23 protein-coding genes are annotated in these 19,778 nt (G+C 42.3%); 7 read left to right on the forward strand and 16 right to left on the reverse strand.

What is annotated here, in order from left to right:
- Nucleotides 1-116: 116 nt before the first annotated feature.
- From ACTTK7_RS13415 to ACTTK7_RS13425, 3 genes are all read right to left on the reverse strand, one after another.
- Nucleotides 117-293: a hypothetical protein gene (locus tag ACTTK7_RS13415; protein ID WP_462868589.1), complete on the reverse strand. Its 177-nt coding sequence runs from the start codon at nucleotides 291-293 to the stop codon at nucleotides 117-119.
- A gap of 138 nt (nucleotides 294-431) precedes the next feature.
- Nucleotides 432-581 carry a hypothetical protein gene (locus ACTTK7_RS13420; RefSeq protein WP_462868590.1) on the reverse strand — a complete coding sequence of 50 codons (150 nt, stop codon included), beginning with the start codon at nucleotides 579-581 and terminating at the stop codon, nucleotides 432-434.
- Nucleotides 582-633: 52 nt separating this feature from the next.
- On the reverse strand, nucleotides 634-936 hold the full coding sequence (locus tag ACTTK7_RS13425; RefSeq protein WP_462868591.1) for a hypothetical protein: 303 nt from the start codon (nucleotides 934-936) through the stop codon (nucleotides 634-636).
- A 258-nt stretch (nucleotides 937-1,194) separates the two neighbouring features.
- On the opposite strand from ACTTK7_RS13425, the gene ACTTK7_RS13430 reads away from it, so the two are divergent.
- The gene (locus ACTTK7_RS13430) at nucleotides 1,195-1,374 is read left to right on the forward strand and encodes a hypothetical protein (protein WP_462868592.1); all 180 of its coding nucleotides are present in this window, start codon (nucleotides 1,195-1,197) and stop codon (nucleotides 1,372-1,374) included.
- 197 nt (nucleotides 1,375-1,571) lie between these two features.
- On the opposite strand, the gene ACTTK7_RS13435 is transcribed toward ACTTK7_RS13430, so the two are convergent.
- Entirely contained in the window at nucleotides 1,572-2,450 is an 879-nt protein-coding gene (locus ACTTK7_RS13435; protein WP_462868593.1) for a LolA family protein, read from the reverse strand.
- A gap of 159 nt (nucleotides 2,451-2,609) precedes the next feature.
- Here ACTTK7_RS13435 and ACTTK7_RS13440 point away from each other — a divergent pair, with 159 nt between their 5' ends.
- Nucleotides 2,610-3,125, forward strand: coding sequence for a tubby C-terminal domain-like protein (locus ACTTK7_RS13440; protein WP_462868594.1), 516 nt, complete (start codon nucleotides 2,610-2,612; stop codon nucleotides 3,123-3,125).
- Between the two features lie 117 nt (nucleotides 3,126-3,242).
- On the forward strand, nucleotides 3,243-3,593 hold the full coding sequence (locus tag ACTTK7_RS13445; protein ID WP_462868595.1) for a helix-turn-helix domain-containing protein: 351 nt from the start codon (nucleotides 3,243-3,245) through the stop codon (nucleotides 3,591-3,593).
- Between the two features lie 216 nt (nucleotides 3,594-3,809).
- On the opposite strand, the gene ACTTK7_RS13450 is transcribed toward ACTTK7_RS13445, so the two are convergent.
- Complete coding sequence (locus ACTTK7_RS13450; RefSeq protein ID WP_462868596.1) at nucleotides 3,810-4,052, reverse strand: hypothetical protein; 243 nt, start codon at nucleotides 4,050-4,052, stop codon at nucleotides 3,810-3,812.
- A gap of 679 nt (nucleotides 4,053-4,731) precedes the next feature.
- On the opposite strand from ACTTK7_RS13450, the gene ACTTK7_RS13455 reads away from it, so the two are divergent.
- Nucleotides 4,732-5,316, forward strand: coding sequence for a recombinase family protein (locus ACTTK7_RS13455; RefSeq protein ID WP_462868597.1), 585 nt, complete (start codon nucleotides 4,732-4,734; stop codon nucleotides 5,314-5,316).
- Nucleotides 5,317-6,262: 946 nt separating this feature from the next.
- On the opposite strand, the gene ACTTK7_RS13460 is transcribed toward ACTTK7_RS13455, so the two are convergent.
- The 8 genes from ACTTK7_RS13460 to ACTTK7_RS13495 all read right to left on the reverse strand — a co-directional run bounded on the left by ACTTK7_RS13460 (nucleotide 6,263) and on the right by ACTTK7_RS13495 (nucleotide 14,019).
- Nucleotides 6,263-6,388, reverse strand: a complete 126-nt coding sequence (locus ACTTK7_RS13460; RefSeq protein WP_462868598.1) for a hypothetical protein — start codon at nucleotides 6,386-6,388, stop codon at nucleotides 6,263-6,265.
- A 540-nt stretch (nucleotides 6,389-6,928) separates the two neighbouring features.
- The gene (gene phnE / locus ACTTK7_RS13465; RefSeq protein ID WP_462868599.1) at nucleotides 6,929-7,732 is read right to left on the reverse strand and encodes a phosphonate ABC transporter, permease protein PhnE; all 804 of its coding nucleotides are present in this window, start codon (nucleotides 7,730-7,732) and stop codon (nucleotides 6,929-6,931) included.
- Nucleotides 7,729-8,526, reverse strand: a complete 798-nt coding sequence (gene phnE / locus ACTTK7_RS13470) for a phosphonate ABC transporter, permease protein PhnE (protein WP_462868600.1) — start codon at nucleotides 8,524-8,526, stop codon at nucleotides 7,729-7,731. Before phnE (ACTTK7_RS13470) ends, phnE (ACTTK7_RS13465) begins: the two co-directional genes overlap by 4 nt.
- Nucleotides 8,523-9,317, reverse strand: coding sequence for a phosphonate ABC transporter ATP-binding protein (gene phnC, locus ACTTK7_RS13475; protein WP_022795228.1), 795 nt, complete (start codon nucleotides 9,315-9,317; stop codon nucleotides 8,523-8,525). The genes phnE (ACTTK7_RS13470) and phnC overlap by 4 nt, the downstream gene beginning before the upstream one ends.
- Before the next feature lie 80 nt (nucleotides 9,318-9,397).
- Nucleotides 9,398-10,372, reverse strand: coding sequence for a phosphate/phosphite/phosphonate ABC transporter substrate-binding protein (locus ACTTK7_RS13480; protein ID WP_462868601.1), 975 nt, complete (start codon nucleotides 10,370-10,372; stop codon nucleotides 9,398-9,400).
- A gap of 230 nt (nucleotides 10,373-10,602) precedes the next feature.
- Complete coding sequence (locus tag ACTTK7_RS13485) at nucleotides 10,603-13,224, reverse strand: endonuclease (RefSeq protein WP_462868602.1); 2,622 nt, start codon at nucleotides 13,222-13,224, stop codon at nucleotides 10,603-10,605.
- Between the two features lie 307 nt (nucleotides 13,225-13,531).
- A complete protein-coding gene (locus ACTTK7_RS13490; RefSeq protein WP_462868603.1) occupies nucleotides 13,532-13,654 on the reverse strand; it encodes a hypothetical protein in 123 nt (40 codons plus the stop codon).
- Between the two features lie 140 nt (nucleotides 13,655-13,794).
- A complete protein-coding gene (locus tag ACTTK7_RS13495) occupies nucleotides 13,795-14,019 on the reverse strand; it encodes a DUF2188 domain-containing protein (protein WP_462868604.1) in 225 nt (74 codons plus the stop codon).
- A gap of 332 nt (nucleotides 14,020-14,351) precedes the next feature.
- Here ACTTK7_RS13495 and ACTTK7_RS13500 point away from each other — a divergent pair, with 332 nt between their 5' ends.
- The 3 genes from ACTTK7_RS13500 (at nucleotide 14,352) to ACTTK7_RS13510 (ending at nucleotide 17,234) form a co-directional block, all read left to right on the forward strand.
- On the forward strand, nucleotides 14,352-15,521 hold the full coding sequence (locus ACTTK7_RS13500) for a helix-turn-helix domain-containing protein (RefSeq protein WP_462868605.1): 1,170 nt from the start codon (nucleotides 14,352-14,354) through the stop codon (nucleotides 15,519-15,521).
- Nucleotides 15,511-16,020, forward strand: a complete 510-nt coding sequence (locus ACTTK7_RS13505) for a PIN domain-containing protein (RefSeq protein ID WP_462868606.1) — start codon at nucleotides 15,511-15,513, stop codon at nucleotides 16,018-16,020. The genes ACTTK7_RS13500 and ACTTK7_RS13505 overlap by 11 nt, the downstream gene beginning before the upstream one ends.
- A 74-nt stretch (nucleotides 16,021-16,094) precedes the next feature.
- Nucleotides 16,095-17,234, forward strand: a complete 1,140-nt coding sequence (locus ACTTK7_RS13510; protein ID WP_462868607.1) for a hypothetical protein — start codon at nucleotides 16,095-16,097, stop codon at nucleotides 17,232-17,234.
- A 168-nt stretch (nucleotides 17,235-17,402) separates the two neighbouring features.
- On the opposite strand, the gene ACTTK7_RS13515 is transcribed toward ACTTK7_RS13510, so the two are convergent.
- From ACTTK7_RS13515 to ACTTK7_RS13525, 3 genes are all read right to left on the reverse strand, one after another.
- Nucleotides 17,403-18,014 (reverse strand): recombinase family protein, encoded by a 612-nt coding sequence (locus tag ACTTK7_RS13515; protein WP_462868609.1) that lies wholly within the window; start codon nucleotides 18,012-18,014, stop codon nucleotides 17,403-17,405.
- Nucleotides 18,015-18,259: 245 nt separating this feature from the next.
- Nucleotides 18,260-18,802, reverse strand: a complete 543-nt coding sequence (locus ACTTK7_RS13520) for a hypothetical protein (RefSeq protein ID WP_462868610.1) — start codon at nucleotides 18,800-18,802, stop codon at nucleotides 18,260-18,262.
- 502 nt (nucleotides 18,803-19,304) lie between these two features.
- A partial coding sequence (locus ACTTK7_RS13525) for a GNAT family N-acetyltransferase (protein ID WP_462868611.1) occupies nucleotides 19,305-19,778 on the reverse strand: 474 nt, incomplete at its 5' end.

Consider the following 19,778-nt stretch of genomic DNA (forward strand, 5'->3'; position numbering starts at 1 on the left):
TTCGATAAAACCGTGTAATGAGTGCCAATATCACTAATAGAGAAAGCCGATGCTTTGATAATAGCAATATTGAGTAAATTATACAATATTTCAATTATATCATTGTTAAATAATATTTATAGAGAAAAAAGAGTGTTTTCCTCATAAAGAACGCAAACCTTTACTCCGTATTTTTCATGTTCAGCTATTTCTTTATCGCTAAAACAATCCAATTCTTCATCTGTAATATCGCCCTGGTGATATAATTCTCTAATTTGATCATTGGTTAATGTATGAGATATACCATACTTCATAGAAGAACCCTTTCTGTATATAATGAGAAAATATTAATTTCAATGACTATAATAAAAATAGAAAACAACAACTGCCGTAACTACCATTTAAAAACAAAAATAAATTATTCAATAAGACAATTATACAATTATCTAATCCTATATATTTGAAAAGTCTATATCATCTTCAAAGAAATAGGTTTCTTCAAATGCTTCAATGATTTGTTTAATTTCTTCTCTGGAAAGTTCGTTTATATCAATATCGGCTTTTTGAAAAATTTCTGTCATGGTTCGACCTGTTTGAGCCAAGCATAACCCTCCTAAATAATTGAATTAAAGTATCATTGAATAATTGTATAATTCATATGGATAAAAAATGAAGCTGATCTCTTAACGTTTCTAACGCCAGTCGAGCTTCCTCTTTTTCCTGTTCCGCTAATAATACTACTTGGTGTTTAGTAAATTGATCGGCTAATCCTACATCTCGATAATATGGTAATTGGTTATTTATAAAACTCGATACGATTTCTCGATCTTGATTAGTATCTTCTCCTTCGTTTGTTCTTTCAATAGCAGCAAGTATATTTTTGGACTCTTTTTCATTTTGTTTCAGTTTTTCAATTTCCTCCAGAAGCAAGTTTTTCTGTTCTGTTTGAACGCCCATTTTTATATTCATCCTCTCTAATTTTGTTAAGTTCATTATAGCATAAATATACCAATTATACAATTATACAATTATATAATAGAGAAAATGGTATAATTTTATTTTTCATACTATCTCGATTTTAAAAAAGCTAAGGAAAGGGATGCTTTCCTTAGCTTTTCTAATAAATCTCTTCATACTTCTAAAATATAGAAAAAAGCTTCAACCCAAGGATCGAGCTTTCAACGACTGCTTGCTGTAAGATGAGAGGTAAACATAATGACGATTATCAGCAGTCAACAAACAGTAGAAAAAGGCTATCCTATGGCTGGGATAGCCCCTTCATTTTTCTTGAGGTTCTTGGATGCGATGGGTTTAATCATGACGACTCAGCGCATCCATGATGGAATCGAAGGTCTCGGTGCTGTAGCCGAACCAATGGGAGCCAAGGTAAAATAAAGCAATTAACACGAGAGAGGCAAGAACGATTAAGCCTTTCTTTCCTCGGTTTTCCCATCGTTGCTCCCGTTTTCGGACAAGAAAATCATCGAATGTATCTTTGATGGTTTTAGCGTTTGTATCAGGCTTAAAGAGGTTCTTTTTTCGGCTCCTCGTTATCCTCCCAGCAACAGAAAAGGTTCCTCCCCTTCCAAACGTCATTCATTCCCTACGGTATCCTCAAGCTCGCCGTCTACCACGTCGATATCCTCCGGCGTTTGGAATAGGGATTCGTCAAAATCGGGGTTTACCTCAAAGTCTACGACTTCCATGTTGCTCGTGGCATCTCCGGCAGCCTGTTCTTCGTCCGCAGAGGTTTCGCGCTCGGATTTGATTTCGTAATAGGTTTCCTGATCAAACCAGTAGTCGGAAGGGCCGTCTTCCGTTTCCGCCTGGATATGGTACGTATCGTACCCATTCACGTCTTCTTCCCCGACATAGGTAAGGTCAGCCTCTTCCAGCAACTGCTCGTACGGGGCCGCACCCTGGCTCATGTCGTAGCCCTCGTCGTCCCTGCCGGCATCATACCGAATGGCTTCCTCATCGCCTTCGTCATAAGTGATAGTATAAGCAGGATCCTCCGGGTCCGTGAACTGGTAGCTGGTGGGTTCCTCTTCCGAGAACGAATCCCCATTCTCTTCGCCTTCCGTCGTGACATCCAATTCCAGGCGATTATAGTAGGCCCCGTCCCGAACATAATCCCACTGGGTTTCTCGCGTCGTGGTGGTGAAACGGCCTTCCGGCACGTTTTCCTGTTCTTCATCCAAGTCCATGGTCGTCTCTCCCTCTATGACAAAATAGAGACTGTTCAGGTCGTCATAGAAAGCGACGGCTTCTTCCACTACCTTCTCGGCGCTTGGAGCTTCGCTCTCGTCCGATTCGCTGCTGTCAGCATTGGCATCGTCCGTGTTGGCTTGATCCTCATTTTGATCTTGGTTGGTTGTTTCATCGGAGGTATTGGTCTCCGTGTCTTCGTCGGTTCCGCAGGCGGATAATAACAGCAGACTTGCGGCACCTGTAGCTAAGAATTTATGCATGATAAAAAGCTCCTTTGAGTATGTATTTTTTCCTTTTTCTTATTCACAAAGACGCAGGAATCAAAACCATATTTTTCTATTTTATCCAATTAACTCGTTTCATGATTCCCCAAAACGTGTATAGGGAAAGGCGTCCTAAATCATGAGGAGGGGTCTGACTTGGCAACATTGTATTTCCGCAAACCATTTATTATTTTTTCCAGCCGCAATGTACAGGTAACGGATGAGAACGAGCGTCTCCAGTATTACTGCGGAAAATATTATGACTCCCGCAAGGAGTTGCTGAAGCTGGCAAGAATAGAGAACGTTCGTTTATTCAACAAGGACCACCGTATCCTCGCGGATGCCAAACAAACGGAACAGGCGCGAGACCAATGGAAGATCGTCTACGGAGAGCATCAAGAACAAGTCGCGACCATGACCAACACCTCCACTATGAACACGAATATGCGGCTAACCCTCCGTTACAATGGGAATGAAGCTGTTATTAAAAGCGACAAGGGTCGTAAAACTTTTGTACTGGAATCCCAGGGAGAGGTATTAGCAACCATGAAGATTCAGGGCCTGTCGTTAACTCATCACGAATTGACCTACGATCCTGCCACTTTGGACATGGCTGAGGAGTTGTTGGTGGCCGCGTTTTATACCTTCAGCCTGAAGCATGTCCGGCCTTAAGCTTGCCAATGCACACTTTTCCGAAAGAGCAGCAACCAGCAGTTGCGCCGGATTCTCCTCATACGATCGTGACTGGGGAAAACGAAACGTGTATGTTGTGGAAAAGGGAGGGATGTCATGAACGTAGCTCACACCATTAGAAGGCAACGAGAAAATCATGAATGGTCGCAAGAAGAATTGGCAGCGATGCTCCATGTTTCCCGGCAAAGCGTTTCGAAATGGGAAAGTGGCAGAAGTGATCCTTCGTTGGATATGCTAGTGGCCATGAGTGACCTGTTTGATGTTACATTAGATCAGTTGATCAAAGGAGATACAGATTTTAAACAACGAGTGTTAGAGGGGGAATATGACACCAGGTATATCGGACCTAGTCGATTGAATACCTTAACAGCCTTCTTCGCTGACTTTTGGTGGACCATTTTTCCGATCGCTGCCGTCTTTGTCTGGGTGGTGGAACGATTGATGTAAGAAGCGTTAAGGGGGATTGGGGTGATTTCATCGATCGGTTTCCTGGAAATCATACAGAAAGCACAGAGGGGGGCTGTGTCGCCATCCTTGTTGTCTAAGAGAAAAATCAAACAGCCCACCCAATATGCGAAGCAACGTCATACTTACATAATATGCTCCATGTCTAACTCGCTTAGCCAATCAAAAGAAGCATTTCTGCTGAAAGAAATGCTTCTTTTAAAGTTCCAAATCTCCTCCCCTTCTTGAAAGAAGATCATTGGCAACCCACTCGAATGCTCTTTCAACAAACTCTAGTTCGTAATTGAAAATGATAGACGTGCTGCCATAAAGCACAAAAACACCTAATAAAACCACAAAAAATTTCCCAATAGGCCATTTGTCGATCTTGTTTTCTTTTCGTTTAGGTTGAAGAGGATCTTCCATGCGTTGCTTTCGATCTTGATAAGAGTTATAAGGCATCTTTTTCTCCTAATGATTGAGACTTTTAATTACATATATCGTCTGCACTGGGAAAGCATAAAATCATAATTTAATCAATTACGCGATTCATAAACTGTTTAAACACGAAAGAAATGACGGTCCTAAGAATGATAAACGACAAGGTGGCTAGAAATAACCATTTCATGCCGAAATACCATAGACTTTAAGTATTGAATCCTGGCATGTCATTTCTTAAAGCAGAAACGAAAGTAGCGGCTAATGCCATGGCTAAAAGAAACCAAGAATTATTTAAAATATGCATCAGTCGATGCTGCATATACGTGGCTCCGTTTTCATCTTTATATTTTGTATTTGAGTATATACGTATAAATTACCTTAATTAACATATGGTAAACAATGGATGTTAAAGGATAGTTTAAAGATTACGGTCTTTAGTTAAAAGCTTTCTTTCTCTGTTCAAATGCAATTATAAGTCTCTAGTCATCCTATTAAGTAGACTCAAAAGAGTAAACTCACCTTTCTATTATAAGGACGATAAGTTTTCCTTGTTTCTTTATGTCTAAAACCCTTAACTTCTAGACAACGCCCTGAACACCCCATTTTTGCATCTGAAAATGGGGTGTTTTCCATCTAAAAGTTTGTCTATAATAGAATGTACAATACCTAATAGACTTTTAGACATTTTGGAGGGACACTCATGACCCAACGTATTGGCTATGCGCGCGTTTCGACCTTTCACCAGGATTTCAGCTCCCAACAGCAGTTGTTAGAAGAATCCGGCTGCCATCGGATCTTTACCGAGAAAGTAACAGGGACAACGACCATTGAACGGGAGCAGCTGCGAGAAGCGATTCAGTATGCCCGTACTGGTGACACCCTGGTGGTGACAAAAATTGACCGCCTGGCCCGTTCGATCATCGATCTCAACAACATCGTGCATGAACTGGCAGCCGAAGGCATTTCCGTCTTATTTCTGAGAGATAATATGGAATTTCATGCCGGAGAGGACACTAATAGCATGCAGACGCTGCTGTTTAACGTGCTGGGGAGTTTTGCGCAGTTTGAAGCTGACCTGATTCGAGAGCGTACGACGGAAGGACGAGAACGAGCCAAAGCCCAGGGGAAGCACATGGGACGTCCCGGGCAATCACCCAAGGCCGTCCAGCAGGCTTTGCAACTCTTTCAGAATCGGGAAACTAACAAGATGAGTGTGAACGATATTGTAAAAGTGACAGGCGTCCCACGCTCGACCATTTACGCGAAAAAGAACGAAAAGGGATGATAGATAAACAATGACCCTCTATGCTGACGTTTTTTCTTTGCTAAGGGGTATTCCAATGAAAGGCCATAATCAGAGCTATAAAGAAAAAGAACGAAAAAAACATCCCCGTCACCAAAAGCGTTATTCGATACCCTTTATGAGCGAATAGCGCAAAAAGAAGCTGGGAAAGGGATATTACTGCCATTACGTATATTCCACTCTTTTGGTTTGGAACTAGCGTAAGTATGCCGTTGCCTATGTTGAACTGTTCGAACAAAAAAGAAACGATAATAAAAACTAACAGCAATGAAGAAACGAACGTTGCTATGTTCCGAAACATGAGGGGACCCTCCTTTCTAAAGAAACATTCATGATCAAACCAGCCTTGCATTTCAATGTCAAAATTCCAGAGGTAACCATGATTCTTCAAAAAATCGCTTATATTACCAATTGGATGATGATTTTAATCGGGTTCCTATTACTTCTCCCTTTCACTTTACCCCGAAATATTATTCAGAGTAATAATATCTTCTCTCTATACCAGGACGGATATGGTTTATTATTTGTTGTTATTCTCATTTTGATGTTCGGCTTATTCGCTTCATGTTTAGCACTGGTATTACAGATTAAGCATTTAATCATTCTTTCTCTTTTACTATTTATTTCTCCCTTTCTTTGGGTCGCTGTTCTTTGGATTGCTTATGTCGTATGGTGGTAAATAAAAAGATGCTTGGAGGGATATATTCTTCCAAGTATCTTTTTTGCGTTATTTGTAAGTAATCTTCCTTCTTCTTTAACATAATTGCGCTTATCGGAAGCTTATTCATTGATTGAAGGAGGTGGGAAAAGGTTATTTCAATATCGGTTTTTCCGAGTCCCTTTGCCATTCTTTCATTACAGATAACCCCCTATGACCTTGTCGATATTGAAAATGTTCTTGATGAACTTTAGCATCCTCCATCGTTTCTCATGAGAATAACTGCTGCAGCATCTTTTTTACGAATGCAAAACATTGGCTAGGGAGCGTAAGGATGGACTCCAAAGCAACATAAGTATCTTCTTTTTTCTTCCCACGTTTGTTCTTTTGTTTCATGATATGCCCTCCTATTCGATGAAAATATGTAAAATAATCCCTTTTATCGAATGAATTCATCATACAGGAAAAAAAGCAAAAGATTAAGCTTTCTCATATTAGTTTAAGAAATCGTATGGTATCCATTTCTACCAAAACCTAAGGAAATGGAGCGTTTCTTCCGAGGAATGCCTAATCAAATGACATATGCTTCAATACAAGCTGAATGAACGATGAAGCTTCTCCTCGAAGAGATTAGTTGTAGTAACTCTCTGGTTAAATCTTTTTTAAATGCCTGGGTATTGCTTCTTGAAAACCGTTTCGTTCTATAATAATCCAAAAATAGAAGATTAATTCTGAGGATGGTTATATTGGCGAAGATGGTGCACCTCGAGTGAATATCATTTGCGAATAAAAGTTTAAATCATGAGGAAAGAAGCCAGAGAATATTCCCTGGCTTCCACTTATAAAGTATATCATTCGATTTTTGATAAAGGCGGTCTGATGCTTTCAAATGATATTTCATTGTGAAGATAACTTTCGTCCGGTGTATCTGTGCTTCTATGTTAAACGGGCCCGGATCTTTCCAGAGATAATATCCACGATGGTAACCATCACGATGATCCCAAGCAGAATAATGCCTACCCGTTCCCAATCACGGGTCTGAAGAGCGAAAATCAGCGGCGTGCCGATGCCGCCAGCGCCGATAACTCCGAGTACCGTCGCAGCCCGGAGGTTGATTTCAAGCCGATACAGGACGAATGAAAAGTAGCTGGGGAGTACCTGCGGCAGCACGGCGAACCAAAGGGTTTTTCCGTGATTGGCACCTGTGGCCATTAAGGCTTCCCGGGCGGCCAAATCCGCCGTTTCAATGTCTTCACTAAACAATTTACCAAGCGATCCGATCGTCCCGATACCAAGGGCGAGCACACCGGCAAAGGCGCCTGGTCCTACGGCTTTAATAAACAAGAGGGCGAGAACGATTTCCGGGAACACACGAATAAAGGTGAGCACGAACTTTGATGAGCCGGAAACTGGTTTGATTCGCATGATGGTCCGGGCTGCCAGTAAGGCAAATGGCAGGCAGAAGACAGCGGCAATGGCCGTTCCCAAAAGTGCAATCGCAAGCGTATCCAGCAACCCGCGAATGAGATCTTCTCCAGCAGGATCATACACATAGCCCCAATCTGGTGAAAAAATGCCGCCGATGATAGAGCCGATAATTTCGACAAACGTCTCTTTGATTTCAAGCAGCGGGAGGCCCGTAAAAGCCCAGATGTATAGGAGAGCTAAAAGAATCAATCCAATGTACAACTTCCATTTTTTTTGCTTTGGCGGTGCTGGCCAGTCGGTTTGCATGGTCATGCCAGACGCTCCCTACCTTTCGTACTCAAGTAGTCAATCAGCATCACGACGAGAAGGGTTAATAAAATAATGGTAGCCACCCGGCCGTACTGAAAAAACCCAAGAGTGCTTTCGTAGTACAAGCCAATGCCACCAGCCCCAACCAGGCCGAGGATAGCGGCCGCACGTACGTTTATTTCAAGCGAATACAATGTGTACGATAGAAAAGAAGCAGCAATTTGCGGAAAAACACCGAAAGTAATCCATACGATTTTATTGGCCCCTACGGCAGTCATCGCTTCGAGCGGCGCCCGGTCCACCGATTCAATCGTTTCATAGATCAGTTTGGAAATGATGCCAAGCGAGAAAAACGTTAGTGCAAACACGCCAGAAACCGGGCCAATCCCGAAAATAGCAACAAACAGGGCTGCTAAAAGAAGGTCAGGCATCGTACGAATGAAATTCATGACCATCCGTGCCGGCAACGTAATCCACCCGGTGGCAAAAACATTTCTGGCCGAAAGCAGGGCGATAGGTAAAGCCAGGATGGCGCCAAACGTCGTCCCTAACAAGGCCATACGAACGGTTTCGAGTATCGGTGCCATAACTTCCGCAGCGTAAGCAGCATTTGGTGGCCACATCTGTACGAGCAGATCACCAATGTTCGGGATGCCTACCCATAGCTGGGAAAAGGAAAACTCCACCTGCCAGGCGCTTCCCATTAAAATCAAAGCGACCAGAGCTGCTGTCAACAGGTGCTTCAGTCGGGAGGGAGGCTTAGGAACGTCATGGGCCTGAATGGTTGATGTGCTCATTGAACAGCCTCCTTCTGAGCTTGGCCACTGTTCTGCTGTTGGTCCTCGTCTTCCAAAGATTCGCCGTATATGCCCATAAACCGTTTGGGGGTGGCCTCCTCAATCGGCCCGTCGAATACAACTTCTCCCTCTTTTAAACCAATAATTCTTGTCGCATACTTCCGGGCGATTTCCATGGAATGCAGGTTCACCACCATCGTAATACCAAGATCTCGGTTAATACGCTGCAGATCATCCATCACCTGTTTGGTCGTTAACGGATCCAGCGATGCTACCGGCTCGTCGGCCAAAAATAATTTTGGTTCCTGAGCAAGCGCTCGTGCGATGGAGACCCTCTGCTGCTGACCGCCAGAGAGCTGATCCGCCCGGACGTACGCTTTATCCAACAAATTTACGCGACGCAAAGCTTCAAATGCGATGCCTTTATCCTCTTTGGGAAACAGACCGAGGATCATTCGAAGAGTGGAATGATATCCGACTCGTCCAGCCAGTACGTTTTTTAACACGCTTGAACGCTTAACGATATTAAACTGTTGAAAAATCATCCCTACATCCCGGCGGAGAGCATACAGTTTCTTGCCCTTTGCTTCTGTGATCGCTACGCCGTCAATCTCAACGGTTCCTTCTGTTACATCGTGCAGCCGATTGATTGTCCGGAGAAGAGTAGATTTTCCGGCTCCCGAGAGTCCGACAATCACGACAAATTCGCCTTGTTCGATGGACAAATCAACATTGTTCAGCGCTTTGGTTCCGTTTTTATACTGTTTTGATACCTGCTTAAACGTAATCACACGTGCCTCCCCTTTCAATAGCAAAAAGAGACTGCCCGGACAGACAGCCTCTCGTTGCAGACACCAGCTGTGTCCTCTACTTATTCGTTGCCTGTAAGGTCGGAAACTTTATCCTCATACTCACGGACGACATCAAAATTGCTGTCCTCGGATTCGACATAGCCTTCATGAGAGTAAATATCGCGAATGATTTCCTGGCTTTCGTCATTCTCGCCGAGAGAAATAAAGGCGTCAGCAATGTCTTGTCTTATGTCGCCTTCAATTTCTGGCCGAATTGACACGGTATCGTTTGGAATTTTTTCGGTGTATTCCAGAATTTTGGTGTCTTCAAATACGTTTTCATAGTCTTCCGATACGGTGTTGCGTGCATCCTGGAACGTGACTGCGGCGTCTACGTCGTCGTTTAAAAGCGATACAATAGCCTGATCGTGTCCCGTGACGGTTACCGGCTCTACGTCCTCGAGAGGTTCAAGTCCGGCGTCCATCATTTCGGCAGCCGGCCATACAAAACCGGCAGAGCTGGTGGTATTTTGATACGCCACTCGTTTTCCTTTCAAGTCTTCAATGCTTTCCATGTCGCTGTCTGCATCGACTACAAACTGAGAAAGGTAGTAATCCACCAGCTCATCGGTCTCTGAGCCGTCGTCGTTCACTCCGTAACGCTGGGCTTGCAGAAGCACATCTGCCGCTTCCTGCTCATGGGCAAGTACGTACGCTGTAGGAGGGAGAAAGCCCACATCCACCTGATCAGAATTCATGGCTTCAACGATGGAATTGTAGTCTGTAGAGACACTTACCTCTACGGGGATACCCAGCTCTTCACCAAGAAGCTCCTCAAGTGGCTTGGCTTTCGCTTCAAGCGTATCCGCATCCTGGGAAGGAACGAACTGAACCCGAAGTTCTTCAAGCTCCTCCGAGGAATTTCCTCCAGAACCGGAGGCGCTTGTATTTCCTTCACTGCCTTCGCTTTCTTCTCCTCCGCCCGAAGATCCGCAGGCCGCCGTCACCATGACTGCTGAAGCCAGTGTAAATCCTGCCATCCACTGCTTTTTCATGAAAATTCCCCCCATGTTATGTATCTTTTTTGCTAGTTCAGAAAAAACCAATGGTTTTTCCAACACATCGTCCAGTATAAACGTCTTTTGGCAATTATTGGCTTCATTTACAAAAGCTTAAGACTATTTGAATAAACTATTTACATTTTCTGTTCGTGATAACAGTCATTATCAAAACAAAGATCAGGGACTTGTTGGCCTGCCCCTGATCTTTGTTTACTTCTGTTTTTTTATTTCCCATGACTAGTCTCGTAGTTATTCATATAAGCAAGCAAATCACCAGTCACCGTTTTTCCTTCTTTCGCCGAAGCGTAGTTGACAGCTGCCTGCCATTTTCCAGCTGCAGCTTGATTATTCGGAGCCTCCTGGACTTTTTCTGCCCGCTTCATCAATTGCTGAAGGGTTTTTTCATCAGTGATCCAATTTTTCGAGTCAGCCTCAGTCATTAAATCATCCAGGTCCTCCGTATCAAGAAGGGCTTCTACGGGATAAATCTTTTCTGCTTCATTACCGGCCGCATCCACTGCGGTTACCGTCAGTTCATGCTCTCCGGGAAGAGCTGTCAATGGAGGCAGTTCTTCGCCTCTCCAGTCCCCCAAGGCATATTCAACAGATACGGAAGACCCACTGTTGTCTGTGATTTCAGCTTTCGGGGCCCAGGCTTCGGTGACAGAAAACCGGCTGTCTGACAGCCCCGAAATTTCTGGTGCGACAGTGTCTTGCTCCTTCGCATGCTGAACGTCCGCTTCGGTTGTTGGCTTCACCTGATATGTGCCCTGGTAAATGGATGAAATGCCTGTTACGTCTACCGTATCCCCGTTTGAATAAGCTTCGTTAAAGTCGGAATAACTGTAGCCTGTCCGCCCGTCGACGCGAATAAGCGTTTCGGTATTATCATGCTCAAGGGTAAATTCAAACGAATTGCCGGCCTGTTCGATGTTTGAAATGGTGCCGTTCTGAAGCTTCACTCGTTCTCCCTGATTTTCTTCTCCAACCGATGTCACAGTTTGTGCTCCGGGCACCTCTTCTGTACCCCGTTTTTCAATCGCAACCGGATCTATCAGTTCCTTTTCCGTGTTATAGGTCGTTACGGGAGCCGTGATGGCGACACGGTCGCCTCGCTTCCACTCCCCGCTGCTTTGATAGACGTAAATGCCGGCACTTTCATCCTGAAGATAGAACCCATTGGAACCAAACAGCCCCGGGTCTGTCGTAATCGTTCCTTCGACGGTCATGGTTTCTCCATCCGCTGCATTTCGGGCATTCGAAATCGGAACGGACTCCGTTTCCTCTTCCGGATTTTCCTCTGAGGCACTGTTGAAATTGACTGATTCGGTGTATTCATTGTTTCCATTTTGCCGGATGCGCATATTGGCATTCGCTGCGGTATGCTCGGCAGTACGAATGGTTAACGTCGTCTTTGCCACCCCGTTTTCATCTGCGGTGATCGAGAATGCTTCACTGTAGCCATAATCTGATGGCCAGCTGCCGTCCTCATTTTGTACCTGGGCCACCTGTTGGCCCCCGTCTAAATAAATGCCCAGACTGAGACCGGATACCGTTTCTCCCGGCTCGACATTATCGATCTCTACATCCACGGTGAAGTTCTCTCCGATCGGGAGCGGCGACATATGACTAAACATATATGAAGGATCCTCTACGGGTGCTTCATCTGAACCGTAGGAACCAGGAGCAAACGTATCCGGATCATACCAGAGATAACCATCGGCCGGCTGGCTCCACGGTTCTGGCTCTGGCTGCGTGGACTGCTGCGGTTTTTCTTTTTCCAGTATCGGGGACGGCTCATCCAAGGATACATCTGTTTCGTTCAGAGACGTATAGCTTTCCTGTTCAGCCAGCCAGTCGACGGTCTGTACAAGCAACTCTGCATCGTCGGCTTCCGTGAACCCGTCGTACGTACGCTTTGAATCCCCCGTCTCTTCCCGTTTGTACTTCGGCGTTGCATCTTCGACCGGGGAAGAGTCTCCGATAAAGGCTGCTTTGCCCTGTTCTTTTTTAGACACTGCTACAAATGGTCCTTCCTCTATACCGCCTCCGTGATAGATGCCTTCGTCGACGGAAGGCCCCCACTTATCGGCTTCTGTCAGGTTATCAGGTAGATAGACAATGCCCTTTGCAAGCTCCGGGTCTGTAATAGCCACGGTAGAACCTGCATGCATGGCCACTTCATCGACCCCTTCGGTAATACCAAATGATTCCTCCGGAGATACTACCTGGTCAGCGGTAACGGTCCCGGGCGAATTATAGCGAAAACGGACCCCAAATTCGTCTGAAAGCCAGTCTGAACTTTCAACGCCCTGCATAGCTTCTGACGCTGCTTCGTCTTCACTCATTCCTTTTGTTGGTTCGTTAAAAGCTCCCCGACGGTACCCATTCATGATTTCGGACGAATCCCAACGATTTTTATTACGGTCGGCATTATAATGATCCGAAATAAAGAAAATACTGCCACCCTGCTCGGCGTATTGCTCGAGCGCTTGTTGCTCGGACGTCTTCAACGGAATATTTGCTTCTGGCATCACAAACACATCATACGCACTTAAATCGCCAAGTGAAATGGGATCCTCCTGCCGAAGTTCTCGGACTTCATAACCTTCGTCCTGCAGGGCTTCCCCGAAATCGGAAAACGCTCCATCGATGACCCAGTCAGCTGCCCCAGCTGTCTGGCCGTGCGAATTGTCAAAGAGTACTTTCTCTCCGTTGGGGTTATCTGGAAGAAGCTCCGGCGCAGGATCTGCAGGTCCTTCTGCTTCGGCGGACGTGGCTCCGCCTAAGATTAAACCCCCGGCAACGACCGTTAATGATACGGGATACACTAGTCGTTTATTCATATGTATGCCCCCCCTTCTTTAGCAACCATACTAAAGAAACTTAAAGGAGGAATTAATTTCCTGTAAAGCTAGATTAAAATTTTTTGGTTTTTAAACTAACGTTTTGATATTTGAGCGAGGGAGCTATATTCCATTTTGCTCCTGAAACATAAAGTAGATTATCGGAAGTTAAAGGCAAAAATAAACAAAAACCGAGCACTATAAAGCACTCGATTTTTGAAAAATCCTTTTTTTTCTTTAATAAAAACGATATGATAAATGTGTTCATTGATAATAGAGATGCCTTGTGTTGCTGCACACGGCGTCTCTATTTTGTTTTCCTGTCTAATTTACGCAATTCTCTGTCTAATTTACGTCCAGATTGTTTTACTTCACGTTCTGCACGGCGTACTTTACTTTTTAAACCTGAAGTACTAGGCTTTCTAGGCATAGTATTCCTCCTTTCAATATTTTTTCCATTTTACCATGACCTCTATCGTTTGTCTATATATAGTGTTATTAAAATTTTTAAACACTATATATTGTGCTTTGGTCTCTCCTTAAAAACATTACGAGAAGCCATCAATTTTATTATCCCTTAGGTGGGAAAGGGTCTTTTTTATACGTACTTCGAGCTCGTATTTGTCCATTTTCTCCGTGAATAAGCTTTTCGGACTGTTGATTTTTAGAAATAGAAGTTGCTCGTTTGTTAGCTGCTTGCTGCGTTGGATATACTCCTGTAGCTCTGCGGTTGTTTGCCCCTATTACCTGCCATTTTCCATCAGGACGGGGAGTGACATGTTGATTTTTACCCATGTTTTAGCCTCCTTGTACGTTTTAGATCAAAGGAACGAGTGTCAGTTTCACTTTCATGAACTTATGAGCATCCCCCCTAGTAGTAATAATGCATCTAAAAAAATTGAAACTTAGAGCAAGTGGTTAGAAATCGTCTTGCTCGTTATTATTTTGCCAGGACATTTCAGTTTATTTACTTTATAAATACCTAATTATTGTTTTGTTATTTTATGGGACTTATCTTTATAATCAAATATAACAAATAATTTTACATAAGACAAGTTTAGTTATCATATATACAAAATTTGTTTTTAAATTTATAATAAGGGTATAGAAAGATAAAGAGGTGATCGATGATGAATGCAACCATCATCAGTGTGAATATTCGAAGACTACGAGAGGCAAAGGAGCTTACTCAAGCACAAGTATCCGAACGTGCTGGCATTTCCCGAGTCGCTTATCGAAATATTGAAAATGGCGAAACCGTGCCAAGAGTGAATACCTTGCAAGCAATTGCCGAGGTATTTGAGGTGAAGCTGCAGGACCTGTTGACTCCGGTCAAAGAACTCACGCATGTGCGCTTTCGTGCAGCGAAAAAATTACGAAGTCGGGCACAGATTCTTAATGAAGTTTCCCGTTGGTTAGAAGACTTCAATTATCTCGAAGAGCAATTAGGGGATCGTCAAGTGTATCGTTTCGAGAGCCTGGCGCAACGGGTGAGTGATAAAGACCCGGGAATAGAACGCGCGAAACAGGCAGCCACCGAAGCTAGAAAGGAATTATATCTTTCTCTCAAAGAACCTATTCGGGATATTGCCGGTTTATTGGAAGCAAAGGGCGTTAAAGTCTATCCTATTCGTTTAAGTTCGAACAACTTTTTCGGCTTGTCTATCTCTAAAATAGACGGTGGTCCAGCTATTGTGGTTAACGTGTGGGAGCGTATTTCGGTGGAACGCTGGATCTTCAGTGCCGCACATGAATTGGCCCATTTGCTGCTCCACTTACATGCCTTCGATGTGAACGAAACCGATGAAGATGAGCAGCAGGAACAAGAAGCTAATACATTTGCAGCTTATTTCTTAATGCCCGAAGAAGCATTTCAACAGGAGTGGGACGAAACCTACGGGCTTTCTTTCGTGGATCGTGTATTGAAAGTCAAACGTATTTTCCAGGTAAGCTATAAAACCATTCTTTATCGATTGTCTGCCAAGCATGGAAATAAAGTGTGGCCGAAATTCAAAGGGGAATATAAAGCGCGTACAGGGAAAGTTTTACGAATTAGCGATGAACCCGTGGGATTAACCCCAACTAGTTTTCAGGAGTCGTTTTCCGAAGAACTGCGCTCGAAAGAACCAGATTCTTTATCTTCGATCGATTTTATGGAAGATCGATTATCACGCTTGGTGCGTTTAGCGATTGAGCAGGATATGATTACACTAAGCCGGGGAGCGGAAATGCTGCAGTTGGATTTAGAAGAGATGAGAGCTAGAGTGCGTTCTTGGGAGTATGAGGATGTGCTCTAAGGAAATGCGGTTTTTAATTCTGGATGCCAATATTATTATTGACTATGTCCAAAGTGATCGAACGCTTTTAAAACTCATTTCGGATCATATTGGGACGATTTATCTAGCAATGCCGGTCTTGGAAGAAATCAATGAGCTTGATGAAAATGAATGTGAGCGACTTGGCATTCAAATTGTAGAGCCGGAGATTGAAGCTGTACTCGAGGCCTCCGCGACCCGGGGGCCGTTATCATTTCAAGATCATTTGAGTTTAATATTGGCTAAAGAGTATCATTGGACATGTGTCACCAATGATAAGCCATTGCGGGTGGCCTGCAAGCAAGAACATGTGCCTATGCTATGGGGGATCGAACTCATTTGCATGCTTGTGGAGACCGAAGGGCTTGATGCAGACTCTGCTTCTGAAATCATCTTAGATATTCATTGGAATAATCCAAAATATATCACGAAATCCATTGTTCAAAGAGCTTTTATTCGTCTGGGATTGGAAACGGATTAGCTTTTATCTAAGCAATTTTATTAAACCTAATTATTAATGTAACCCTCCTGCATACCTAAAGAAAGGATGCTTTAATGCAGTATCAAAACCAAATCGGTGAATTGAAAACTCTACTAGCAGGAAAAACTATAAGAGATAATTTTACAAAATCGGCAAAGAGGATTTACAAACTAGCTTTATGCGGAATATTTGGGGAAATATTACACGGAATACGTTACCAACAAAGCTTTTATTATGGCCAAATTAGAACTATGTTACATGCTCCAGAATTATATCAAGGAAAAGATTTCACCAAATTAGAAGAGAATTTTAATAACCGATTAACAATATTTTATTTTTATAATTTTGAACATGAAGAACATATAAATAATGTTATCGCTTTTTTTAGAAATTATATTGATCAACTAGAAAAGAAACAAAAAAGATTATATAAAGTTGATGAAGTACAGAAAGTATACAATGTGAAACATTACTTTTATGACAAAGGAATTGACTTAAAAAACCATCACTTAATAGATATAACTTTTGAGCATGAAATGATCCATACTGTTCCTGAATTTTTTAATTATACGGACTTAATTCATCTTTGGAATGATTTCATTGAGAAAAGAAACAAATTTAAAGTTTTAGAAGAAAAGTTGAGTAACTCACAAGAACATTCAGAACAACAATTACAGAAAATTGCTGAAGAAGCACGTGTACTGCATAGAGAGATGACTACGTATTATAGATACTTAATAATAGCTGGTGTCACTTTCGTAGAATCTTTCCTGTATTATTATTTTTATAATATAAAGCATAATAGTACTATCAGTACGAAAACAAGCATAAGCAGAATTATGAACTTTAAAGGACATATTCAAGATACTCAAATTGTGGAAGATTTGATTTTTAAACTTCATGTCAATTTAGCCAACGATACAAATATACAAAAAGAGTATCGAAACTACAAAAATGCTGTAGAGATTAGAGATAGGTTAATCCATACTTCTGTTTTTATTAATCAAAGTAATCAAATTTCAGAACTTCACCCACTAATTAATCTACAAGAAGAAGAAGTAATAGATTACTTACAAAACTGTATCAATTTTGTGGAGTCGTTAGAGAAAAATCTACCTCAAGAAGAGCAGTTACTGTTTTGGTGGGAGTTATTTGAGACACCCGTTTTTACAAATGTCTCTAAGGTAAGCCCACTCCATATTTCAAGAAAATAAAGAGAAATGTTTAATTGAAACTATTTAGACTTAATACCAGTGAATTCAACACCAATTATCAAGTACCAAGTACTTGATAATTGGTGTTATTTTTCGTTTTTCCTATTATACAAATATATCATAGAAAATAATTTCACGTATCGTAATCATATAATAAATTGTTATTCATCAAGTGCGTTTAATATTCTCGTACCTTTTCACTAGTCGATAAAACGTGCTATTCGATAACTCTAATCGACGCATAGCATCTACAGCCTTAATATTTCCCGCTTTCCATTCTCGATAAGCTTCTTCAAACGCTTCGGTAATGGGCGTTTCCGGCCGACCAAACTTCACGCCCTGCCCCTGGGCCGCATCGATGCCTTCGCGCTGCCGAGTCCGAATACGCGTCCGTTCCTCTTCCGCCATCCAGGACAGGATCTGCAACACCAGGTCGACAATAAACGTCTTCATGGTGTCATCCTGCTCCTTTGTGTTTAATAACGGCATATCCAGCACCACAATATCACACTGAATCGTTTTGGTGATTTCATTCCATTCCTGGAGAATCTCTTCCTTGTTCCGGCCGAATCGGTCTAACGAATGAATGTACAGTACATCTCCTTTCCGCAAGATCCGTTTCAACAGCTGGTACTGATCCCGTTGAAAGTTTTTGCCACTGGCACGATCTATAAAAATATCCCGTTCGATAATGCCAGCTTCGCGCATGGAAGCTAATTGTCGGCTTTCATTTTGATCTTTGCTGCTGACGCGTATGTATCCGTAATTCCGATACTCCATAGTTATGTACTCCCTTTTTGGAAATGAATGAAGAAATGACGGCTAAAAACCACCCATAACCTACTTGTTCATTATGATACATATCAAAACCGATTTCTAGATGTTTTGACAGGAAAAAACCACGAATTTTATGAGGGGTTCTATATGTATCAAAAAGTGTACTTTTAGGGACGGCATGAAATAGAAAAAGACTTTTTGAATATAGGTTTAAACTAGAGCCGCATTGTAGAATTTGAAAATTCTCTTCAATAGAACCCAATATAAATATACAAGACAATATAACTCAACAGCAGACCAATAATGAAAAGAATAGTTTTAACGGGAGCAAATGAAAAGGCAGAGCTAGCATCTCCAACAGGAGTTTTTTTCCAGGAAAATACCATCATATCTCCGAAAATATAAACGATATTAAAAACAAAGGAACCGCCAATAATAAAATTCGCAAGCGAACTATTATCAAAAAAGGAATAAAAGAAAAAAGCGAAACAGAGAAAAAGGATGGTTTGCAAACTAAATCCGCCCATAATGAAAAGAAAAGATCTTCTTCCGTCTGGATCATAGATAAAATACGTCTGAATAAAGTTTCCTTCTTCATCATTTGGTTTGACCCATCTTCTATATTGATCGCGTAATCCAACATGAGGAGGGTATTGGAACAACTTTATTCGTATATTTTTTTTGGGTATTTCCACTAAGAAGCGCCCTACAATATAATGGCCTATTTCATGAAACCAAATATGAATAAGTAGTAAGATGTAACCTCCTAAAATCCAAATTAAAGTATCCATGTTATTCCTCCAATGATAAAACTGCTTATAAATTTAATAAGGTATACGCCATTATTTTTTCTGCTTTATGAAAAGAATACTTGATATCACTATCGACATATGTTTTCAACGATTCTTCGCTAATTAGCTCCTCGAGGTTTTCCATCGTGCCCCACTCCTTTTCGTCGGAACGGTTACATCCCTAACCATTGCCTAATCATCATGAAAAACACAAATCAACAATAGGTTTGCGAACAGCTCTCCCAGAAATCATAGTTGGTCATTCATGAGATCACCTCTCCTCTTTTTCGTTCTTTCGTTATGATACCATCCAATAAAAGGAAAAATAATATCCAGGAACACGAATGACTGTCCGATCTATTCCTGGAGAAATGCCTGCTTTCCTTAGGGTTTGAATCAACCGTTTTAGGTAAATGCAGTGACTGAAACGCCTTGCCTTTTACAATGATGTTTTTAATACAAAAAAAGTACGGTCCATGAAATTTTGAGAGAAACATCTTTATTATTTCAATGCCTGAGAGAGAATAATCATATCCCGGCACTGAATCCCATGCTCATAAATGGCGGTGTCATAATTTCTGATAAAGAAATCCGTGTCGATACTCGTGATTCGAAACCCACACTTCTGATAAAAGGCCAACTGACCAATGCTGGAGTTACCTGTCCCCACACGAACATTTTGATACCGATGCTCCATAGCTTTGGCCAGAATTTGATACATCATTCTTTTACCCACACCCTGATGGTGCTCGTTTTCACCCACGGCAATATTAACCACTTCTAACGTGTCGGATGTCTGCGGAACCGTGATAATGACTCCGATCACGCGCTGCTCCTCGTTTTCTGCGATATAGCATATCCCTTTTGATAACTGTTCTTCTACCACAGATTTCGAGGGTGCTGCCGATAACAAGAGATCCATCGGCGGTTGTTCTGCAGGCTCTAATACTCTTATGTTTATCAAAGAAGTACACTC

It is taken from the genome of Marinococcus tarijensis, assembly GCF_054971385.1.